General features: G+C 51.4%; 12 protein-coding genes. 8 read left to right on the forward strand and 4 right to left on the reverse strand.

What is annotated here, in order from left to right:
- Positions 1–10: 10 nt before the first annotated feature.
- Genes ABGT88_RS05940 through ABGT88_RS05955 form a run of 4 tightly spaced genes read left to right on the forward strand, consistent with a single transcriptional unit; the run spans position 11 to position 8,078 of the window.
- Positions 11–3,436: a TonB-dependent receptor gene (locus ABGT88_RS05940; protein WP_346700987.1), complete on the forward strand. Its 3,426-nt coding sequence runs from the start codon at positions 11–13 to the stop codon at positions 3,434–3,436.
- Positions 3,437–3,476: 40 nt separating this feature from the next.
- On the forward strand, positions 3,477–5,231 hold the full coding sequence (locus ABGT88_RS05945; RefSeq protein WP_258326999.1) for a RagB/SusD family nutrient uptake outer membrane protein: 1,755 nt from the start codon (positions 3,477–3,479) through the stop codon (positions 5,229–5,231).
- A 12-nt stretch (positions 5,232–5,243) separates the two neighbouring features.
- A complete protein-coding gene (locus tag ABGT88_RS05950; RefSeq protein ID WP_346700989.1) occupies positions 5,244–6,203 on the forward strand; it encodes a phosphodiester glycosidase family protein in 960 nt (319 codons plus the stop codon).
- A gap of 6 nt (positions 6,204–6,209) precedes the next feature.
- Positions 6,210–8,078, forward strand: a complete 1,869-nt coding sequence (locus ABGT88_RS05955; RefSeq protein ID WP_298663798.1) for a BACON domain-containing protein — start codon at positions 6,210–6,212, stop codon at positions 8,076–8,078.
- Positions 8,079–8,260: 182 nt separating this feature from the next.
- On the opposite strand, the gene ABGT88_RS05960 is transcribed toward ABGT88_RS05955, so the two are convergent.
- The 4 genes from ABGT88_RS05960 to ABGT88_RS05975 form a co-directional block, all read right to left on the reverse strand.
- Positions 8,261–9,535 carry an AbiH family protein gene (locus tag ABGT88_RS05960; RefSeq protein WP_346700992.1) on the reverse strand — a complete coding sequence of 425 codons (1,275 nt, stop codon included), beginning with the start codon at positions 9,533–9,535 and terminating at the stop codon, positions 8,261–8,263.
- Positions 9,536–9,577: 42 nt separating this feature from the next.
- The gene (locus ABGT88_RS05965; protein WP_346702829.1) at positions 9,578–10,246 is read right to left on the reverse strand and encodes a hypothetical protein; all 669 of its coding nucleotides are present in this window, start codon (positions 10,244–10,246) and stop codon (positions 9,578–9,580) included.
- Positions 10,247–10,432: 186 nt separating this feature from the next.
- Positions 10,433–11,311, reverse strand: a complete 879-nt coding sequence (locus ABGT88_RS05970; protein ID WP_087407691.1) for a carbohydrate kinase — start codon at positions 11,309–11,311, stop codon at positions 10,433–10,435.
- A gap of 30 nt (positions 11,312–11,341) precedes the next feature.
- The gene (locus ABGT88_RS05975) at positions 11,342–12,520 is read right to left on the reverse strand and encodes an MFS transporter (RefSeq protein ID WP_241147791.1); all 1,179 of its coding nucleotides are present in this window, start codon (positions 12,518–12,520) and stop codon (positions 11,342–11,344) included.
- Positions 12,521–12,789: 269 nt separating this feature from the next.
- Between ABGT88_RS05975 and ABGT88_RS05980 the strand changes: the two genes are divergently transcribed.
- The 4 genes from ABGT88_RS05980 to ABGT88_RS05995 all read left to right on the forward strand — a co-directional run bounded on the left by ABGT88_RS05980 (position 12,790) and on the right by ABGT88_RS05995 (position 21,976).
- Positions 12,790–15,531, forward strand: a complete 2,742-nt coding sequence (locus tag ABGT88_RS05980) for a substrate-binding domain-containing protein (protein WP_087407690.1) — start codon at positions 12,790–12,792, stop codon at positions 15,529–15,531.
- A gap of 223 nt (positions 15,532–15,754) precedes the next feature.
- Entirely contained in the window at positions 15,755–18,793 is a 3,039-nt protein-coding gene (locus ABGT88_RS05985; RefSeq protein ID WP_258326994.1) for a TonB-dependent receptor, read from the forward strand.
- Positions 18,794–18,811: 18 nt separating this feature from the next.
- The gene (locus tag ABGT88_RS05990) at positions 18,812–20,488 is read left to right on the forward strand and encodes a RagB/SusD family nutrient uptake outer membrane protein (RefSeq protein ID WP_087407688.1); all 1,677 of its coding nucleotides are present in this window, start codon (positions 18,812–18,814) and stop codon (positions 20,486–20,488) included.
- 21 nt (positions 20,489–20,509) lie between these two features.
- Positions 20,510–21,976, forward strand: coding sequence for a DUF4960 domain-containing protein (locus ABGT88_RS05995; protein ID WP_087407687.1), 1,467 nt, complete (start codon positions 20,510–20,512; stop codon positions 21,974–21,976).
- The last annotated feature ends 7 nt before the right edge of the window (positions 21,977–21,983 follow it).

Genomic DNA, 21,983 nt, shown 5'->3' on the forward strand with positions numbered 1-21,983 from the left:
AATATCATGTTTGCTTAGTGCTTTTTTGACGATACCCCTATTCGGCCAGAATGCAAAGCTGACTCTGAATCTGAAGAATGTGAAGGTAGAGAATGTTTTGCAGCGGATGGAGAGCCAAACCGATTATCGATTTTCCTACAATGAAAATCTGGTCGATATCAATAGAAAGGTATCCATATCGGTCAACAATGAGAACATAAACGAGGTACTGAAAAAGATATTTGAAGGTACGAATGTTCAATACTCGATTACGGGAAACCAGATTGTTTTGAAGGCTGTTCCCAAAACGGAAAATAAAAAGGTAGAGGTAAAAGGTCGGGTGCTGGACGAGAATGGCGAGTCTATGCCGGGCGCGACGGTTGCCGTCGAAGGTTCTTCCATCGGTACATCGACCGATGTCGATGGTAATTTTTCGATTTCGGTGCCGGCAGGTTCTTCTTTGAAGGTTGCTTCGATAGGTTTCAAGACACAATATTTTGCGATAAACAAGCCGACCAACCTGAAGGTCGTGATGCAGGAAGACAGACAGCTGCTCGATGAGGTTGTAGTGGTGGGCTATGGTACCCAGAAGAAGGTAAACCTGACCGGCGCCGTAGCTACCGCATCGAGAGATCTGCTGGAAAACAGACCCATCGGTAACATCGCCCAGGGATTGCAAGGTCTTGTTCCCAACCTGAACATCACGTTTAACAGCGGTCAGCCGAATGAGGAGGCGAAGATTAACATCCGCGGTAATACGTCGTTGAACGGTGGTGAAGCCTTGATACTGGTCGATGGGGTCGAAATCTCCGACCTGTCGTTGATCAATCCTCAAGATGTGGAAAGCATTTCGATATTGAAGGATGCTTCGTCGGCGGCAATATATGGAGCTCGAGCCGCTTTTGGTGTGATGTTGATAACGACCAAGAAGGGGAGTGCCAAGCAGAAAGCCAGAATATCGTATTCGAACAACTTCTCCTGGAGCACGCCGGCTCGGCTGCCCGAGATGCCTCGAGCCGATGTCTGGGCCGAAATGTGGAACAAGGCCTACGACTATGACAACCCCGGTACGTACTATTTCAACGAGAAGTTTATGGATGCCCTTAGAGCCCATATAGCCGACCCGGCCAACAATCCGCCGATATTGGTCGATACCGAGGGTATTCAGAATGCCATCTACACCCCCGACAATCCCGGTTGGGCCTATGTAGGGAATACCGATTGGCTCGATGCCTTCTATAAAAAGGCGGCTTTTATGCAACAGCACAATGTAAGCATCTCGGGCGGGACCGAGAGAAATAGGTATTATGCCTCGGTCGGCTACAAGGACCAGTCGGGTATATTCCGTTTCGGCAACGACAAGTACAAGCGGTTCAATCTGTCGTTCAATTTCGATACCAAGGTCTTCAAGTGGTTAGACCTGGGAGTCTCTACCCGCATGAACTATATCGAAAGCGACGAGCCCTACATGGATAATCAGGGCTCCGACCAGGTGACGTGGTTCTACGAGGTATATCGCATGTTCCCCACCTTGTCTATCTATCTGCCGAACGGCGATTTTGCCGGTCTGTATCTGAATAGCGGTAACTACAATGTGGCCGGGCGCATGGCATTGGCCGGCAGGAATGTCGAGGATACCTGGGACCAGTGGTATACGGGGCGCTTCGACATACACCCGTTGAAGGGACTCTCTATCAAGGGAGACTATTCGTGGAACCGATATTCGATCGGGAATAAGATACATCGCAAAGAGATGACGCAGACTTTCCCCGAAGGTCGGGCTCCCTATTTGGTAGAGACCCCCAACTATGTGACAAACAGCAATTCGAACAATATATACAGTGCGTTCAACGTGTGGGCCGAGTACAAGAAGGTCTTTGACGATGCACACGATTTCAACATTATGGTGGGTTATAACCAGGAGGAGAAGACCTATTCGTCCACGTCGTATACAATGACCAACCTCTATCTGAACGATCTGCCGGTGTCCGATCTGGCCATCAACTACAAGACCAATAGCGAGGTAATCGATATATGGAGAATACAAGGTATGTTTTTCAGACTGAACTACAATTACAAGTCGAGATACTTGCTGGAGTTGAACGGCCGTTACGACGGTTCGTCGAAGTATGCCAAGGATGACCGATGGGCCTTCTTCCCCTCGGCATCGGTGGGATGGAGACTTTCGGAGGAACCCTTCTTCAAGCCGTTGACGAAGGTCGTAGATAACTTGAAATTCAGATTTTCAATCGGTTCGCTGGGCAACCAGGTGACCGACAGCAACCACTCCTACATGTCTATACTGACGGGGGTGTCGATGGACAATTACATGATGAACGGTTCGATAATCAATGCCTTGAATATTCCCTCGCTGCCGAGCCTCGTCTCCTGGGAAAAGGTGGAGTCGAAGAACCTGGGTTTGGATTTTACGCTGTTTAAGAATCGGTTGTCGGGCTCGTTCGACTATTACATACGAGATACGAAAGGAATGGTCAGAGAGATTACATTGCCGGCCGTATTGGGAACGAGTGGCGGCAAAAAGAATCTGGCCGACATGAGAACCACCGGTTGGGAACTGGAGCTTACCTGGCATGATAAAACGGGAGCCGTCCTGAACAGTCCGATCAGTTATCATGTGACTTTGGGATTATCGGACTATCAGGCCGAGATAACCAAATACGACAACCCCAGCGGCTCTCTGGCCGACGGCATGTACTACAAGGGTCAGAAGCTGGGCGAAATCTGGGGCTATGTGACCGATGGGTATATTCTCGACGACTTCGAGGCCGACAAGATGAACTATGTACAAAAATTTATCTCGACGAAGTGGTATCCTGGCGATATCAAGTACAAGGACCTGAACGGCGACGGCGTAATCGATAACGGCAATGTGACCTTGAGCAACCCGGGCGACAAGACAATTATCGGTAACTCTACACCTCGCTATCGCTACAATATTCAAGGTGGTATCGAGTGGCATGGATTCAGTGTCAGAGTCTTGTTCGAAGGAATAGGAAAAAGAGACATGTGGACGGGCAGCGACCAGTTCTGGGGATTCTCCAGAGGAATATACAACTCGAACGTGACTCAGTATCACATAGACAATACCTGGACGTACGAGAATCCTACCGCCTATTATCCGCGGTTGAATGCCAATGGCAATAAACGCAGCAAGCAGGTTCAGACCAAGTATCTGCAAGATGCTTCGTACATCAGGTTGAAAGATTTGACGATTGCCTATAATTTGCCCAAGAAGTGGGTGAGCCGTATAAAAGCCGAGAATATAAATATCTATTTAAGTGGCTTGAACTTGTGGGAGAAGACACATCTGCCTCCCTTCATGACTCCCGATATTGTCGATCAGATAACTGTCGACAAGAGCCTGCAGAGTGAGAATGCTGGAAAAGAGTATGCCTTTATGAGAAGCTATTCGTTTGGCATAAATATTACGTTTTAGAGTATAGTGAGTAGAATCGATAAAGATAAGAATCATACATATGAAAAAGAATTGTTCATTATTGATTTTGATTATAGCAGCAGCGATGAATAGTTGCGACTATTTGGATACTATTCCAGGCGATGCGATTGACAATAATACCTTTTGGAGTACTGCCAATGCTGCCGCTTTGGAGCAGTATTGCAATTTATATTATCCCAAACTGATCAAAGGTCATGGCGATCCGCAGAGTTGGACAATAGGCGATATGATTAACTCGGAATACCAGTCGGACAATCTGCTGGGCTCGGCTCCGAGCATAATCACATTTGGTCAGAACACGGTGTTGACCAGCAATAGCGACTGGAGCTGGTCGGTGGTTCGTGGCTGTAACGAGTTCTTGACCAATTATGAAAAGTCGCCGGCATCGATAAGCGATAAACGAAGATATGCAGGAGAGATGCTCTTTTTCAAGGCATTCGACTATTTCAATAAAGTGAAGCTGTTTGGCGATGTGCCTTGGTACGATGGGGTGCTGACGGCCGAGTCGCCCGAGTTGTATAAAGGACGCGATTCCAGAATACTCGTGATGGATTCCATACTGAGTACCATCAACCGGGCTATCGAGTTTTTGCCGCGAAAGACGGCTGTCTATCGGGTGAGTCGCGACGCAGCGTTGTTGCTTAAGGCCCGAATCTGTCTGTACGAAGGCACCTATCGCCGATACAGAAATATCGACGACGATGTTCGATTCCTGGAAGAGGCCTATGCAGCTGCCGGTGAGTTGATGGAGTATGGCTATTCGTTGTACGATGCCGCCGGCCCCGAGAACAGCTACTTCGAGTTGTTCATACAGGACGATTACAATGCCAACAGCGAAATCATACTCTCGAGAGAGTACGACCCTTCGATAAACATGGGACACCAGGTTACCAACTCGATACCCTATGGCGAGTTGGGCATGAGCCGGGATTGCTTCGAGGAGTATCTGTGTGCCAACACCGGTCTGCCTATTTCTATCTGTGGGTGTCACAACCCCGATATGGGATATATCGCAGAGATGAAAAATCGCGACGGCCGCCTGTTGCAGACCCTCTGTATCCCCGAAGAGGGAAATCCCAATGCCCGGTATTTGTTTAAGGATGGTTTGGGCGGAGCTCCCAATATATTCTCGATATTACCCTCGTCGGAGACTCGCACGTTTTACGGGGCATCGAGCACCGGTTATGCCATGGCAAAATTCTATAAGAAGGAAGAGCATTTGATTGGAAACTTCAAGGGCGGGACCGATGCCCCGGTGATGAGGTATGCCGAGGTATTGCTTATCAGAGCCGAGGCCGGTGCCGAGTTGGGCAAGGATCCCGAACTCGACAAGACAATCAACAAGTTGAGAGCCCGGGTCGGTTTCCCGTTCCCGCTGACCGAGAATCCGGTCGAAGACCCCAATCTGGTTAAGGAGTATCCCGATATTAAAGGGCCCAACAAGAATCTGATTCGGGAGATTAGACGCGAGCGCCGCATCGAACTCTTTGCCGAAGGGTATCGTTGGGACGATGTGTGCCGCTGGAATGTGGGTACCATCGTTTACAACAAAGTGAGACGAGGTGCCAAAATGGACCCGACGCTGTACACGCAGGATGAGATAAATACCATTAGCGATTTGGTAGGTTTCGATCAGGACGGTTTTATCACACCGTATGCCAAGCGGGCTACTTACAGCATGAATTTCACGGAGAAAAACTATTTGTACAATGTTCCGCTCGATGAAATCTCGTTGAATCCTAACTTATTACCTAACAACCCGGGCTGGGAATAAAACAGAACAGATATGAATACCTATTATTTGAAGACAAGCACTATATTTTTTGTATTGAATTTTATCGGCCTGTTTGCTCTTTGCAGTTGTGCCGAGAGCGAGGTAGAGAATCCTCACAAGGGAGCCAAACTGCCTATTATGCAAAATATCGCCGACAATGTTCCCTATATTCAGTCGGTCGACAAGGAGGACTCCTACCAGTTGGTCGATGGTATCAATATCGTAGATGTAACCTTTACGTATTGTCGCAAACCGACCAGAATGCTTATTGCCGAAATAGACCTTACCAAAGATGTGACGATAAGTGTCTCTACCCCGGACAATCTGGACGAGGTGGGCTCGAAGTTGCAGACCGTAGCCGAGCAGGCCATGTGTGCCGAGGCGGCCGGCAAGCATGTCTATCTGGCTACAAACGGCGACTATTTTTCAGAGTCCACGGCTACGGCCGGCACCTGGATTCCGGGTGGTTTGGTCTATAAGGATGGGAAAGCCTTGTGGACTACCCTGGGATATGAAGCCGATCATGCCTTCTATATCTTGAAAGACGGAACGGCCCATATTTCGACCATCGAAGAGTTTAAGGAGAACGAGGCTAATGTGATGAGCGCCTTGTCGGGCTGGCAACGGATGATGATCGATGGAGAACCGGTCAAGAAATTCAGTGTGAATGATAATGCCATGGAGTTTCATCCGAGAACATTTGTGGGTGTATCAAGAGATAATCTGAAGGTTCAACTGTTTGTGCTGGATGGCCGGCAGCCCAACTATTCCAATGGAATGAGGTTGGAAGATTTGATTCTTCTATGTCAAGGAGCCGGTTGTTATCAAGCCTTGAATCTCGATGGAGGAGGCTCGACCACAATGGTCAAGAGAACCGAGATGGGAGGGCAAGTCTCGTTTGAGTTGATGAATACCCCTTCGGATAATCCGGTGAGAGAAGTATTGAATGGGTTAGTTGTAATAAAAAAATAAGGGACTATGAAACTGATTTTTAGATTAAGCGCATTTATTCTTTTAGCAACCATGTTGCTGTCGTGCGATGATGATAACATTGAGCAAAAATTGGATCCGGGCATAGAGATAACCGACGAGTTGGTCGTTGGTCCTACGGCGTCGCGAAATGTAATCATGCTGAAGTCTACCTATCCGTGGTATGCCGAGTCTTCGGTGTCGTGGATAAAGATGGTTCGTTACAGAGGGCAGTATCTGAAACCCGATTCCATTGTCATGGAGGTTCAGGAAAATCCGAATATGGATTTGCGTGAAGGCTGGATTGAAGTGCGGTTGATGGACCAGATGTCGACCAAGGTGCATGTTATCCAAAACGGTCGGGGCAGTTTGATAACCCTCTCGAAAGAGAAAATCATATTCAATAAAAACGGAGGTGAGGCTGTTATTGATGTGGCCACGAAAGTAGAGTGGGAGCCGGTTACCGAGGGCCTGGAGGGTGTCACTGCCACCAAGCTCAGCGAGAGCCAGTTGAAGGTGGCGGTTTCGCCCAATAATACCGGTAATGAAATCACGAGAGAGTTGATTGTTCGCAGTGCCGACGGTACCACCGAGTCGCGATTGACCATCGTTCAGGCCAATGTAGAGAACATTTTGTCGATACCGTTGAATGCCGAGGATAAAGATGTGCTGCTCGAAAAGGCTGGCGAAGAGCTGGTAATTCCCGTTTCGCTCAATGTCAACTATCAATGTACGGCATCTAACGACTGGATTAGCATTCTTGAGGCTCCGACTTTTGAGGGTGATATTGTTCAGGACATCAATATCAAGGTTTCGGTATCTCAGAATGCAGGGATAGAAGAGCGATGGGGTTACGTGTGCGTCAAGAGCTCTGACGAAACGGCTACCGATACTTTGTTTATTTCGCAAAAAGCTCGTAGTCAACGTGTCTATGTGAAAGCTGGAGTCTCGGGTGGCGACGGTACCAGTTGGGAACGAGCCTTTGGAACCGTAGAAGATGGTGTAGCCGCATGTAGTAATTATGGCGACATGGATTTGTGGATTGCCGAAGGTGAATATGTGCTGAAAGACTATCTGACCTTGAAGAGAGGCATCAATGTTTATGGCGGTTTTGCCGGCAATGAAACCAAGTTGAAAGACCGCGATATGAGTAAAAAGTCGGTGTTGAAAGCAGCTCCGGCAAATACGTGGTCGTCGATTTATGCCTATGACCAAACCGACGAGTGCTATGTAGATGGCTTTGTATTTACCGGTTCGGTGAGCTCACAAGGTTTGGGTACTATCGAAGCCTATGACAACTGGGTATTCCGCAACTGCATTATCACCGGTAACAATACTACGCGAGATGCCGGTGGATACTTTAGCAAATGTAAGTTGTACAACTGCTTGATTTATGGGAACAATACCATTAACAACTCGTCGACCGTAAACTCGCAGGGATCGAAGATATACAATACGACCATTGTCAACAATACGAGTGGCGGTAGCAGTAGCGGTTTGAGAGCCGGCGCTGGAACCGAAGTCTATAATACGGTGATATGGAACAACAAGCACACCAATGGCGAGAATAACAATGGGTATCTCGATGCTCAAGGCTCTTGCTTCTTCAAGAACTGTGCGATAGAGGGATCATTCTCCTTCAATAATGCTCCGTCGAGCACCGATGGCTCTATTATCCTCGGTTCGGAAAATATGGCAGCCGACGGCCCCAACTTTGTATCTCCCGAGAATGGCGATTATTCACTCCATGTTACCTCGCCTTTGATTGACAAGGGTGCCGAATGGTCCGACTTTAATCTCTATTTCGACATCCTGGGTCACGATAGAAGTTGGAACGGTCATATAGATATAGGCGCTTATGAATACATAGGTAAATAATGATTATATCCTTCTGAGAGCGAGGGGCTGTATCGGGGCGAAAGCATCGGTACAGCCCCTCGCAATGTTATGGGCGTTTTAGAAATTGTCGAAAGGTAAAATCGGGATGAGAGGGTGTGTATGGGGTTGAAAGCCATACACTATCGTTTCTACTGTGGGTGAGGTGCGATGGTCGTACGGTTCTAAAGGGTTTCGCAGAGGGTTTTGTTTACCACTCTGTCTCGCATCAGTTTCATATCGGTAAAGTTCCGGCTTATATTCTGGACAATCTCCAGATAGTTGTCACTGCCATCTTCCTGCCGGTGATAAAAAGGCTTTATCGAGATACAGTTCTTGTGCTCGAACAGGGTGTTCAAGAGAGTCCTGTCGGAGTTTCCGCACGAATGCCCCATGATGTAGACCTGGTAGGGTGCCGACTCGATAAAGGCCAGCATGTTGCGATAGTTCTGGGTCTCGAGGTATCGTATCGATTTGATATTCCGCAAATGCTCGTTGTTGTTGAGTTTGACGATATTTCGGTAGTTGTCGTCGAGCTCGTCGCCATAGCCGAAGATGATGCTTTGCGGGTCGTTTAGCTGACCGTGAATGTGGTCGATGGGAAACCAATATGCGAGCTTCTTGTCTTGGGGCAGATAGAGGTCGGCCGTGCGGGTGTAGTTGAAGTTCAGCAACATCAGTCGAATGGGCGATAACAGGGTTTCGGGAATGTCCTGGCTGTCGATTGCAGATTCGATACCGAACTCCTCGATTTTGTCGCCCCACTTCCGAGAGAATCGATTCATGGCCTCGATGTTTTCTGCTCTTTTGTCCCAACCGAGCTGTTCGCCAATGGAAATATATGACCCGTCGGCCTCTCCGAAATACCGCGAACGAATGAAGTCGACCAGTTGCGAGCGGGCACCGATGGCAATCTCGTCGATGCGGATAGGGGCCAATATTTTTTCTTTCAACGCTGGCTTTACAATCGACTCGTCGATATTCGACGATTGAACGAGGGTGAGGTATTCGACCAATTTCGACTTCACGATTTCAAACTCTTTGTTGAGCTTTTCCGGGCATTCGAAGTATTCGTGATTCAAAGCCTGGTAATATTCGTTTTCAATATCGACCCAGCCTTTCGATTCGATAGATTGGCAGATACGATTCATGAACGGCGTTTGTTCTATGGAAACCGTTTCCTTCTGCTCTTTCAGTATTTCATAAATTTCTCGTCCCGACTTGTTTTCGAATGATTTATTATTGTATGGTGATAAGAATTGGTACCATCGGTCCCCATACATAGCTTCCTTTAATGTGAAAGAGCACAATGTGTCAGAATATGTATTTATGAGACAGTCCTTTAATTTAGAGATGTATTGCTCCCAATACCAGTCGATGAAATTTTCGTATCGGGTCGCAAGGCCGTGTGCCAGATCAAAGCCATTACCTACGAGGATAATTCTATGGATTGCACTCATTTCACTGGTATTTATATAGGTCGTTTTCTCTGTCTCTACCCCTTATTTGAGTAGAGCGTCATACACTTTTTCGGGGACGGATGGTAGTATCTGGCGCAGCTGGGCGAGTATCCGCTCGCGCGACTCTTGCGGCGTGCGCTCGGGGTGACACGACTCTTTGCCCCAAAGCGTCTCGGGAGTGGTGAGCAGCGACCAGCCCCACCCATATTCGCGCCCGTGACGGTCGCGGGGGTAGACAAAATCTTCGGTGACGATGTAGCCCCCCATCTCGAGGCGGGTGATGTAGGCATCGAACCGGCTGCGCATTTTGGGCCCGTTGAATCCGCATGCCGCGCGTAGTTCGCGGGTGATGAGGCTGCCTTCGCGCCGCAAGGTATCGAGTATCCCCTCTTCGATGGTTCCCTCTGCCGGGTAGGGGAATCGGCTGCGCCGGTAGTTGCAGAAGTCGGGCCACCACGTCCGGCTGACGAATGCCGCCTTACGGTCGAAGAATTTGCCGTAGGCGCAACCGCTCTCCTGCAAGATAGTCCCTTTCCACTGCCAGAGGGGCCACTCCCATCCGCCATCGGGCAGGGGGGCATATTGGCACTCTTCGTCGGTCACCTCCTCGGCCGACCAACCCGCGATACCTATGGGCAGCAAGGGCAAGAAGCCCACTCGATTGATGTAGTCAATCAGTTCGGCACAACTGTGTAACCGCTCGTCCTTCATACGCAAAACCTCCAACTCCCTTATCGTTTCCCGCGCCGTGTTCGGGATTGTGCCACCGGGTGCACAGCCGCAAGCACCATAAACGCTTTGCCGATAAGTAATAACAAAGTTACGATTTTAATCGTATCGAAGGTCATGCTTTGTGAGAAAATGTGTAGTCATTAGCCGCGGGAAGGGATGAAGTAGTTACGCCGTCAGTTGGGCGGGTAGGAGAGGCATGGCGCCATTCTGGGTGCAGACGTAGGCCGAGGTTTGTACGGCGAGGTGGTGTGCCTCGGTTACACTCTTGCCTTTCAGGAGGGAGGCGATGAAGGCGGCAGTGAAGCTGTCGCCGGCCCCTACGGTATCGGCAACCTCGACCTGGGGGGTGGGTTGGAACGACACGTGGCCGGGGGTGAATACGTAACTGCCGTTGATGCCGCAAGTGAGTATGAGCATCTTCAGGTTGTACTTCCCGAGGAGTATCCAACATTTGTCTTGCAGGTCTATGCCGGGGTAGCCGAACATGCGGCTGACCAGAATGAGCTCTTCGTCGTTTATCTTCAGTATGTTGCACCGCTTCATGGAGTTGCACAGAATCTCCTTGTTGTAGAAGCCCTGGCGCAGATTGATGTCGAAGACGATGAGGGTATCGTCGGTTTGCGGCATGGCGTCGAGAAAGCGGTTGATGGTGCTGCGCGATACCACACTGCGTTGGGCCAGGGAGCCGAAGCATACGGCTTTTGTGTTTTCGGCCAAGGCTTCGAGGTGGGCGGTGTAGGGTATGTTGTCCCACGCTACGTTTTCCTTGATTTCGTATTGCGGGATGCCGGCTTGGTCGATATCGACCTGCACGGTGCCGGTGGGATAGGGTACTTGGGCAATGTGGTGGTTGAGCCCTTTGGAGGCGAAGTTTTCTATGATTTCTTTGCCTAACGAGTCGTCGCCTATGGCACTTACTACGCAGCTCGACAGTCCGAACTGGGATACGTGGTAGGCAAAATTGGCCGGGGCTCCGCCTATTTTCTTGCCTTCGGGCAGCATGTCCCACAGGGCTTCGCCCATTCCTACAACTATGTCTTTCATGGGGTTAGATGCGATTGGGGTTAACGGTGATTATATGTTTTTAATTTTCAGCGTATAGTAGAGCAGATAGACGACTCCGACCGTCATCACGGCCACGGCTCCGATTTGGCCGATGGCATCGGCTGCATAACCCATGGCCAGGGGGAAAACCGTACCGCCGAAGAGGCCCATGATCATGAGGCCCGACACTTCGTTTTTCTCTTGTGGTGCATAGACGAGTGCTTGTGAGAATACAATGGAGAATATGTTGGAGTTGCCGAACCCGATGAGGCCGATGCCGATGTATAGCGGTGTGAGGGTGTTGCAGATAAACAGGATGCACATGCCGGCCAGCATCATCAGTACGCTTATGGCAAAAAAGAGTTTCGGCGAGATGGTGCGCAGGATGAATGCGCCGAGGAAACAGCCTATCGTACGGAATATGAAGTAGATGCTGGTGGCGAATCCGGCCTCTTCGAGGGGGAGTCCCAGTCGTTCGATAATGATTTTGGGGGCTGTTGTGTTGGTTCCTACGTCTATTCCCACGTGGCACATGATGCCGATGAAGCAGAGCAGAATGAAGGGGCGGCCGAGCAGTTTCAGGCAATTCCCTATGCTGGATGCCTTGTCGGGCTTGTCTTCGTCGATAGGGGTTGCTGCCAGCAGCGAGATGGCCAGGAAACAGATGACGGCATAGATTACGAACAGAGCTCTCCAGCCCAGGCCGAAGGTGGGGAATATCGTGGTGGCTCCCCAGGCGGCCAGTATGGGGGCCAGGAACGAGGCGATGGCTTTTACAAACTGGCCGAAGGTGAGGGTCGAAGCCAGCTTGTCACTGCTTATCAGGTTGGTTACCAACGGGTTCAGCGAGGTTTGCATGATGGCGTTCCCGATACCGAGCAGTGAGAAGGAGACCAGCATGACTATGTAGCTGTCGCCGAACGGCGGGATGAGCAATGAGGCAGCTGTCACGACGAGGCTGATGAGAACTGTATTTTTCCGACCGATTTTGTTCATCAACATGCCGGTAGGAACCGAGAAGATGAGGAACCAGAAGAATACGAGCGAGGGGAAGAGGTTGGCCTGCGAGTCGGTTAAGCCGAGATCTTTTTGTACATAGTTCGATGCCGTGCCTACGAGGTCGACAAATCCCATGGCAAAGAAGCAGAGCATCACCGGGAGGATCTGCAGCAGGAACGATTTGCGATTGGTGACAAGCGATTGAGTCATAGCCATAATTATTATAGTTTTATTTTTTATGATTAACTCCTTTTGTGGGGCCTATTTTCAATTTTTTTATTTTCTATCGAGATTTATGATAAATCGAGTTATACTTGCTGTTGTTTTGTAATGCAAAGTTAAAGACTAACCTTTGAGGAGGCTATAAAAAATCGTGCATAGTTTATCAAATTTGTTGTTATGCCCGATTTTTAATACCTTATACACGCTTTTTTTTATGAGAATATAGTTTAATTTGCGGATACAAAGCACACATAACGATGTACAGAATCTTATCATACGGTTTTTGGCTGGCAGTATTGATGGCCTTGTTCGGTTGTAACCAGAGCAAAGTATACAGGATAGGTGTTTCGCAGTGCAGCCAGGACGACTGGCGCATGAAGATGAACGACGAGATAAACCGCGAGATTATGTTTCACAAGGAAGCTGTCGTGGAGATTCGGTCGGCCGATGACAGTAGTGAAAAACAGATAAGCGATATAAACTATTTTGTCAAGAACGGGTTCGACATCATCATCGTCTCGCCCAACGAAGCCGAGACTCTTACGCCTATTATAGAAGATGTATACAAGCGGGGGATTCCTGTGGTTATTTTTGACCGGAATATAAACAGCGACTCTTATACGGCCCGCATCGGTGTAGACGACAAGGGGCTTGGGCAGTCGGCGGCCCACTATGCGCAGCACTTGCTCGGGAACCGGGCAAAAGCCATCGAGATATTCGGCTTGAGGGGGTCTACTCCGGCCGAAGACCGGCACGAAGGCTTTGTCAAGGAGTTTGTGGCGTCGGGTGGAACCTTGTTGGCCAGCGTCTCCGGCAACTGGAACAAGGAAGATGCGATACCCGTTGCCGACTCTTTATTGAGGATTTATCCCGATGTAGACCTCATCTATGCCCATAACGACCGTATGGCCATCGGAGCGTCGGAGGTGGCGAGTCGTCTCGGTCTACGCGACCATATCAAGATAATCGGCATCGATGCCGCTCCCAATATAGGCATACAGGCCGTTGCCGATAGTATTATCGACGCAACCTTTTTGTATCCTACCGAGGGGCACCGACTCATTCAAACGGCTCTTGCCATCTTGAAGGACGAACCTTACAAAAAGGAGACTATTTTGCCTGTTTCGTCGGCCGTAGATTTGAGCAATGCCGATATTCTGCTGTTGCAGAACGAGACGTTGAAGGAGGAGACTCATAAGATAGAGTTGTTGAAAGTCCAAATCGATGATTATTGGGCTCAGCACTCCTCGCAGACCTCGCTCTTCTATGCCAGTGTAGCCATTATCGTTCTGTTGTGTGGTGTCGGGTTCCTTCTGCTGCGGGCCTACTGGCAGCGCAGTCGGCACCAGAAAGAGCTCTTGTCGCAGAATAAACTTCTTGAGGAGGAGCGTGATAAGCAAAAGTTGCTGAATGAGCAGCTCGAAAAAGCCACTCAGGCCAAACTGGTGTTCTTCACCAGTGTGTCGCACGATTTGCGTACGCCGCTGACGCTTATTTCGGAACCGGTTGCCCAACTGGCCGCTGCCGAGAACCTCACGCCGCAGCAACATACGCTCATGAAAATAGCCGATAAGAACGTCAGGATACTCCAGCGGCTGATCAACCAGATACTCGACTTCCGTAAATATGAGAACGGGAAACTGGATATTCACTTGTCCGAGGTCGATTTCAATCAATGTATCCGGGACTGGCTGGAGTCGTTCTATGCCATAGCCCGCAAGCGCGATATAAAGTTGTCGTTGGTCGGCCCGTCGGCCGACGAGCGGCTGGCACTGGCTATCGACTTGGAAAAGATAGAGCGGGTGTTTTTCAATCTCCTCTCCAATGCGTTCAAATACACGCCCGACAATGGTTCGATTACTGTCTCGTACGAATGCGATGGTACGGACCTCACGTTCAAGGTCTCCGATACCGGCGAAGGGATAAGCGAGCGAGACCTCGGCAACATATTCGATCGGTTCTATCAGGTCGATCGTGTCCATCCCAAGGGTTCCGGTATAGGATTGTCGCTCGCCAAGGCATTTGTAGAGTTGCATGGGGGGAGCATCACCGTAGACAGTACGTTGAACAAAGGCTCGGTTTTCACGGTGACCTTGCCGGTAAGGCATGTGGCCGAAACTACAATCGATGTCGGTAAGGAAATCGATGAGCAAGATGTCGAGGCCGAATTTGAAGTAATCGATACGCACATTACCTTCGATGAGGACAAGCCCATTATCCTCATTGTCGACGATAACCGGGATATTCAGCTCCTTATCGGTGAGTTGATGGGGGCCGACTACAACATAATTACAGCCTCGAACGGTAAAGAGGGAGTGCGGTTGGCTGTCAAGTATGTGCCCGATCTCGTTATCTGCGATGTGATGATGCCCGTAATGGACGGATTGGAATGTTGCCGGCGCATCAAAAACGAGATTTCGACATCGCATATACCGGTCTTGATGCTGACTGCCTGCTCCATGGACGAGCAGCGGGCTCAGGGATATGACAGCGGAGCCGACGGCTATCTTTCAAAGCCGTTCAACAGTACCGTATTGAAAGCCCGATGTGCCAGTCTCATAGCCAATCGTAAGCGGATAAAGGAGCTGTGGCTCTCGTCGTCTGTCCTGAAAGGCAATCGAAAGGAGGAGGGGAAACCCTTGCCGGCCAAAAGCACACCTGCGGGCGATATCGACAATGAATTTTACAACCGTTTCCTGGATATATTCCAGGAAGAGATGGGCAATGCCAGCTTGAATGTCGATACGATAGCTTCCAGGATGGGGCTTGAACGCTCTCAGTTCTATCGCAAAATCAAGTCGCTCACCAACTACGCTCCGGTTGAGCTGATACGTCGGTTGCGTTTGCAACGGGGCCGCGAGCTCTTGACCACGACCGACAAAACGGTAAGCGAGATTGCCTACGAAATAGGTTTTTCTACCCCGGCCTATTTTACAAAATGCTATCGCGATACCTATGGCGAGACCCCTACCGAGGTTCGAAACAAGCTGACGAAATAATCGAGCACAACAATAGGCATTGCGACTAATCCTGTTGTGGCGCACCTCTATACAACCGTAGAGGTGCGTTTTTTTGTCGTTTGGTCGACTATTAAAATTGGGGCATTTTCTATCAAAAAACGTGCATCGCTTAAATTTTGATAACTTGTACAACATTTTTTATAACGGCAGGGGCTTTTGTAACCTATTTTTGCGATAGAAATTCTTATAAAAATAAATAAATATGAAAAGAACAATTCTCAGTGCAACATTGCTGTTTATTATGGCAATCATGGCGCAGGCACAGAATATCACTGTGCATGGGAAGGTCCTTTCAAAGTCCGGCGGAGAGCCTCTCATTGGAGCCTCCGTGCTTTGTGAGTCGACCCAAACCGGAGCCTCTACCGACATTGACGGGAACTTTACCATCTCCGTCCCTGAAGGTGCAACCTTGAAGTTTTCGTACATTGGATTCAATCCGACCGAGGCCAAAGCCACGCCGGAGATGACCATCCATCTGGGCGAAAATTCCGAAGTGCTCGACGACGTGGTGGTCGTGGGCTATCAAATCGTTCGTAAAGCCGACCTTACCGGGGCGGTCTCGGTCATGGACATGAAGGAGCCGTTGAGCGAGAACTCCGGTAACATCATGAGCTCCATGGCCGGCCGGTTGCCGGGTGTGAACGTAGTGCCCGATGCCGCTCCCGGCGGTACCGGTACGATTCGTGTCCGGGGTATGTCTACGGCCAACTCGAGCAACGACCCCCTCTACATCATCGACGGTGTGCCTACCGACAACATCAACTGCATCAACCCGAGCGACATCGAGTCCATGCAGGTGCTGAAGGATGCTGCATCGGCCTCGATCTACGGTTCGCGTGCCGCCAACGGCGTGGTAGTCATCACCACCAAGCAGGGCAAGGGCGACCGCATGACGGTCAACGTAAACTACTCGACCAACATCCAGACGATTGCCAACCGCTACGAAATGCTCGATGCCAACCAATGGGGCATAGCCTACTGGGCTGCTTCGAAAAACTCGAACATAGCCCCCTCGCATGTGCTCTATGGCAACGGCGAGACTCCGGTGCTGCAACCCTACGTGGCCGGCAATACCAACTATCCTACCACCAATACCGACTGGCAGGACCAGGTATACCGCACGGCCTGGACCAACAACCTCACCGCCTCTATCTCGAACAATACCGACAAGAGTTCGGTGATGCTTTCGCTCAACTACATCAACCAGGACGGTAACATCCGGGAGACCTTCTACGAGCGCTACTCGGCCCGTATCAACTCGCGATACGACTTCAACAAGTATATCTCGGTGGGCGAGAACCTCATGCTGGCCCACTGGAAAAACCGGGGTGTCGATGTTGCCGGCGACCGGGGTGTGCCGTTCACGGCCATGAGCCAGCACCCGGCACTGCCCGTGCGCGGTCTTGACGGTTCGTGGGCCCGTCCTCTGGAGCTGATTGCTTCGGACCTGACCAACCCCGTGCAGCTCATCGAGAATGCCAAGGACAACGACTACTCGTCGTGGCGTATCCTGGGTAATGCCTACCTCGAGTTGAAACCCATCGAGGGCCTCTCGCTCAAGACCAATATCGGTATCGAGCACAGCCAATACTTCAACCACACGCTCGGCCGTACGGTGAACCCCGGCGATGTAAACAGCGTGTCGAGCGTATACGGTCAGGGCGATACCTGGACCTGGACCAATACCGCCAACTACAACAAGACTTTTGCCGACAAGCACCACCTGACCGTGCTGCTCGGAACCGAGGCCATCAGCTATACGTTCCGCGACCTGTCGGCTTCGCGCGAAGGGTATGCCTTTGAAGACCCCGACTACATGCAGATAGGCGCCGGTACGGGTACCCGCAGCAACGGCGGCGGCAAGACGCAATGGTCGGTATTCTCACTCTTCGGTAAAGTCGACTACAACTATGCCGACCGCTATCTGGCATCGTTCACCATCCGTCGCGACGAAAACTCACGCTTTGCCAAAGGCTATCGCGCCGGCATCTTCCCGGCTTTCTCACTGGCCTGGCGACCCACGCAGGAGGAGTTCTTCCCCCAGAACAACGTGCTCAGCGACCTGAAGGTCCGCTACTCCTGGGGACAGAACGGTAATGCCAATATCCCCTCGCTCTACCCGGCTTACTCGACTTACATCTTCAATACGGGCAACGGTGCCTACGACATCAGCGGAACCAACTCGTCTACCACGTCGGGCATCACCCTCTCGAGCACCGGTAATCCCGAGTTGAAGTGGGAGACTACCTATCAGCACAACATCGGTGCCGACTTCCAGTTCTTCAGCGGAGCCCTGGGTCTGAGTGCCGACTACTACATCAAGAAGACCAAAGACATGCTGACGATACCGCCCGCCCTCGACGTGGCTGGCGAGAATGCGGCCATGTGGCTGAACACCGGTTCGATGGAGAACAAAGGTTGGGAAATCGCCCTCAGCTACAACAGTCCCTCGTATGGCGACTTCTCGTGGAACGGTTCAATCAACGTAGCCCAATACAAGAACAAACTGCTCGAGCTCAACTCGCGGCAAAACTTCATCGGCGGTGACCAACGGCTCATCCCGGGTCAGCCCATGGGTGTCTACTACGGCTATGTGTGCGACGGTATCTTCCAGAACGAGGTCGAGGTAGCCAACCACGCTACCCAGACCGGTGCCGCTCCCGGCCGACTCATCTATCGTGACCTCGACGGCAACGGGGTAATCGACGACAACGACCGTTGCATCATCGGCGACCCGAACCCCGACTTGTCGATGGGCTTGAACCTGACCTTCCGCTACAAGGACTTCTCGCTCGACATGTTCTTTGCCGGCGATTTCGGATTCGACATCCAGAACCACATGAAGCGTCAGTTGCTCTCGATGAACTACGGCAACCTCTCGACCAACCGCGGGGTAGAGATCTTGAATGCCTGGACCCCGACCAATACCGATACCGATATTCCGGCCCTGTCGCTGACCGACGACAACAACGAGAGCCGCTTCTCGTCGTACTACGTGGAGAACGGTTCCTACATGAAGATGAAATACCTGAAACTCTCTTACGCACTGCCCAAGAATCTCATCAAGAAGATAGGTGCTTCGAACCTCGAGGTATACGGGCAGGTAGAGAATGTCTTTACCCTCACCTCCTATACGGGTCTCGACCCCGAAATCCTTCCCGGTGAGTATGGTGCACGCATCGACAATGGTGCATATCCCCGTCCCCGCACCTTTACGGTGGGCGTGAATTTCCAGTTCTAACATTCAAAACGACGAACCATGAACATGATACAAAACATAGCAAAAAAAGCAATATGGGTTGCAGCTATCCTTTCAATGGGCATGACCATGAATTCATGCGAGGATATGCTCGACACCAAACCGCAAGGTACGTTTACCGACGAACAGATTGGCGACGAGGAGGCTCTCGACCTGATGACCTCGGCCTATGCGTCGCTGCTCAACCACTATTTCGGCAATAACGAGTCGTTTGCCGGCCCTATCAACAACTGGGTATTCGACGTGCGGTCCGACGACGCCCTCAAGGGGGGCGACGGTGTGACCATGGAGGGTTACATCCACCAGCTCGAGATTGGCAATGTGCAGAGCGACAACGATGTGGTCACCTTCAAATGGCGCAACAACTACTATTCGATCAGCCGGTGCAACACCGCCATCCGCGGCATCCAGGCTTCTACCTCGATTTCCGACCAGGAGAAAAACTCGTATGTGGCCGAGATGAAGACGTTGCGGGCATACTTCTACTTCGATATGCTGCGCATCTTTGAAAAGTTCCCTTACTTCGACGAAACCGTCGTGAACCCCAGCGAATGCCGGGCCGACCAGTATTCGCGCGAGCAGATTGCCGAGTTTATCAAACAGGATTTGCGCGACAGCTACGAGATACTGCCCCCAACGCAGGCCGAGGTGGGCCGCTTCAACCGCTATGTGGCTGCTGCCCTGCTGGCTCGTGTCGACCTCTTCACCTCCGATTGGGCCGAAGCCGAGACCTATGCCGGCTACGTAATCGACAGCCATCAGTACGAGCTCTATCCCAACTTCCTCGACATGTCGAAACCCGAGTACAACAACCAGTACGAGTCGATACTGGCCATCCAGTTCTCGTCGGCCAACTCGCCCGACCAGTATAACTACAACAACTGTCTGAACTGTACCTGGTCCGAAGGCAACCTCTATGGCAACGGCGACGACTTCTATCTGGCTTCGCAAGATCTGGTCAACGCCTTCCGTACCGACGAAAATGGTCTGCCTTATCTCGATGGTGCTCCCGACGACCAGAATGTAGACCGTGCCGATTTCGAAGGCAACATCGACCCCCGTCTCGACTTTACGGTAGGCCGTATCGGGATGCCGTGGCGTTCGCACCAGTATAACGAGAAGTGGTGCCGCAACCTCGAGCTCTACGGACAGTATTCGGGCAAAAAGCCCTATCCGGCACCCGAGTCGCCCTATGTCAAACCCGGTATCGTGCCCTGGGGAGCCTCGTCGCTCAACGGTCTTCTCATCCGCTATGCCGACGTGCTGCTGATGAAGGCCGAGGCCCTGATCGAGCAGAACAAGGATCTCGAGGAGGCTCGCACCCTCATCAACGACGTGCGCCGCAAGGCCGCCCGCTCGGTCGACGCTTCGTACGAACCCATCGACTGCAACCCCATGGTGGCCAGTTACAAGGTGAGCGAATATCCGGCTACGGGCTGGAATCAGGACTATGCCCGCAAGGCTGTGCGCATGGAGCGCCGCCTCGAGTTGGCTATGGAGGGTCTGCGCTGGTTCGACCTCGTGCGCTGGGGTACGGTAGTCGAAACGGTAAACAACTACTACGAAACCGAAGGGAAAATCCGGACCTACTACCAGGGAGCCAATCTCTCGAGCGACGAAATCTATTTCCCGATTCCTGTCAACCAGGTAGACAATGCAGGAGACTTGTATAAATAACACATTAAATCAGAAAGTACGATGAAAAAAATATCTTATGGCATTTTCATACTGCTTGCCACGCTGTGCGGTATGTTTGGTGCATGCTCGGAATTTGAGCCGACCGGTTATACCGAAATTCCGGATTTGCAAAAGGTGAGTAACCTGAGAGCCGACATCGACGGCTATGTGGTCAATCTTTCGTGGAGTCTGCCCGCAGCCGATGGGGTAGAGGGGGTATTGCTGATTACCAACGGCAACTCGTCGAACCCCACACGCCTCGAGGGGAGCGTAACCTCCTATTCGGTGGAGGGGCAGCCTATGGAAGAGGAGTATCTCTACACGGTGAAAGTCCTCTACAACGGAGGCTATGTATCCGAGGGTGTCTCGGTGACGGCTACGATTCCCTATATCGAGCTGGCCAATGTGACCGACCTCGAGGCTTCGGTGAGCGGCCGTACCGTTACACTCAACTGGACCCTGCCCGACGAAGAGGGCATTACGGCCGTTAAGGTCTTCAGAGCCGACGAGGCCGATGCCGCCGTCGTGCTGGAGGCGTCGGCTACCTCGTGCGAGATGAAGGGCCAGCCGATGGACCAGGAGTTGACCTACACCGTGGCCCTGGTATATGACGAGTATTATACGTCGAAGGGTACTTCGGTACAGGTGACGGTTCCCTACATCACCCCCAAGATGGGTTACCTGATGACTGCCGCCACCATCCAGCAGCTCCCCGATGACGACGAGCGGGCTGCGGCCGCCTGGTTCATGGAGCAGGAGAATGCCGAACTCATCCAACCCTCGCAGCTTGCCGACCTGGATGCCGACATCTATCCCGTGCTCTGGATCGAGATAGACCGCGTGGGGTTGCCTCTCGGGTGGGAGAACCTGCCGGCCGAGATAACCTCCGACGAGACCATCGCCGCTCTGCGCCAATACTCGGCCAACGGCGGCAGCCTCTACCTCTCGAACATGGCTACGCAGCTCACCGTACCCCTCGGCTTCGTGCCGTCGACCATGCCTCCCACGACCTACGGTAACGGCGAAGGCGGGACGGGTACCGACGTGTGGACCATCAATCCCTACCTGGGCTGGGACTTCCGCAACGGCAGCGACCAGGGATTCTACGACCGTACCTCGCATCCCGTATACGAGGGCCTCACGATGGAAGACCCCAACAACTACGGCTACAACAGCCTGCCGCTCATCGGTCCCGGTCAACGCGAAGACCACAACTGCTTGTGGGATTGCAACATCTACGGGAAAGGCAACTATCCCGACGTGATTCGCAACTTCGAGGTGACTACCAACGCCCTCGTGCTGGCCACCTGGGGCCATGTGCGCGACCACTGCGTGGCCGGTCTGGTCGAGTTCTATGCCAATGCCGAGCACGGACGTTGCATCGCCAACGGCTTTGCCGCCTATGAGTGGAACCAGAACTCGGGTACCAATCCCTATCAGCACAACATCGAGCAGTTGACTATGAACATTCTCGATTATCTGAAATAAAACTTAT

Source organism: Barnesiella sp. An22 (assembly GCF_963931395.1).
Classification (GTDB): domain Bacteria; phylum Bacteroidota; class Bacteroidia; order Bacteroidales; family Barnesiellaceae; genus Barnesiella; species Barnesiella merdigallinarum.

What these genes read in the sequence shown, in the direction of transcription:
- ABGT88_RS05990 (WP_087407688.1), top strand. Translation starts at nt 18,812, where the DNA reads ATGAACATGATACAAAACATAGCAAAAAAAGCAATATGGGTTGCAGCT.
- ABGT88_RS05965 (WP_346702829.1), bottom strand. Translation starts at nt 10,246, where the DNA reads ATGAAGGACGAGCGGTTACACAGTTGTGCCGAACTGATTGACTACATC.
- ABGT88_RS05985 (WP_258326994.1), top strand. Translation starts at nt 15,755, where the DNA reads ATGAAAAGAACAATTCTCAGTGCAACATTGCTGTTTATTATGGCAATC.
- ABGT88_RS05960 (WP_346700992.1), bottom strand. Translation starts at nt 9,535, where the DNA reads ATGAGTGCAATCCATAGAATTATCCTCGTAGGTAATGGCTTTGATCTG.
- ABGT88_RS05955 (WP_298663798.1), top strand. Translation starts at nt 6,210, where the DNA reads ATGAAACTGATTTTTAGATTAAGCGCATTTATTCTTTTAGCAACCATG.
- ABGT88_RS05950 (WP_346700989.1), top strand. Translation starts at nt 5,244, where the DNA reads ATGAATACCTATTATTTGAAGACAAGCACTATATTTTTTGTATTGAAT.
- ABGT88_RS05980 (WP_087407690.1), top strand. Translation starts at nt 12,790, where the DNA reads ATGTACAGAATCTTATCATACGGTTTTTGGCTGGCAGTATTGATGGCC.
- ABGT88_RS05945 (WP_258326999.1), top strand. Translation starts at nt 3,477, where the DNA reads ATGAAAAAGAATTGTTCATTATTGATTTTGATTATAGCAGCAGCGATG.
- ABGT88_RS05995 (WP_087407687.1), top strand. Translation starts at nt 20,510, where the DNA reads ATGAAAAAAATATCTTATGGCATTTTCATACTGCTTGCCACGCTGTGC.
- ABGT88_RS05970 (WP_087407691.1), bottom strand. Translation starts at nt 11,311, where the DNA reads ATGAAAGACATAGTTGTAGGAATGGGCGAAGCCCTGTGGGACATGCTG.
- ABGT88_RS05975 (WP_241147791.1), bottom strand. Translation starts at nt 12,520, where the DNA reads ATGACTCAATCGCTTGTCACCAATCGCAAATCGTTCCTGCTGCAGATC.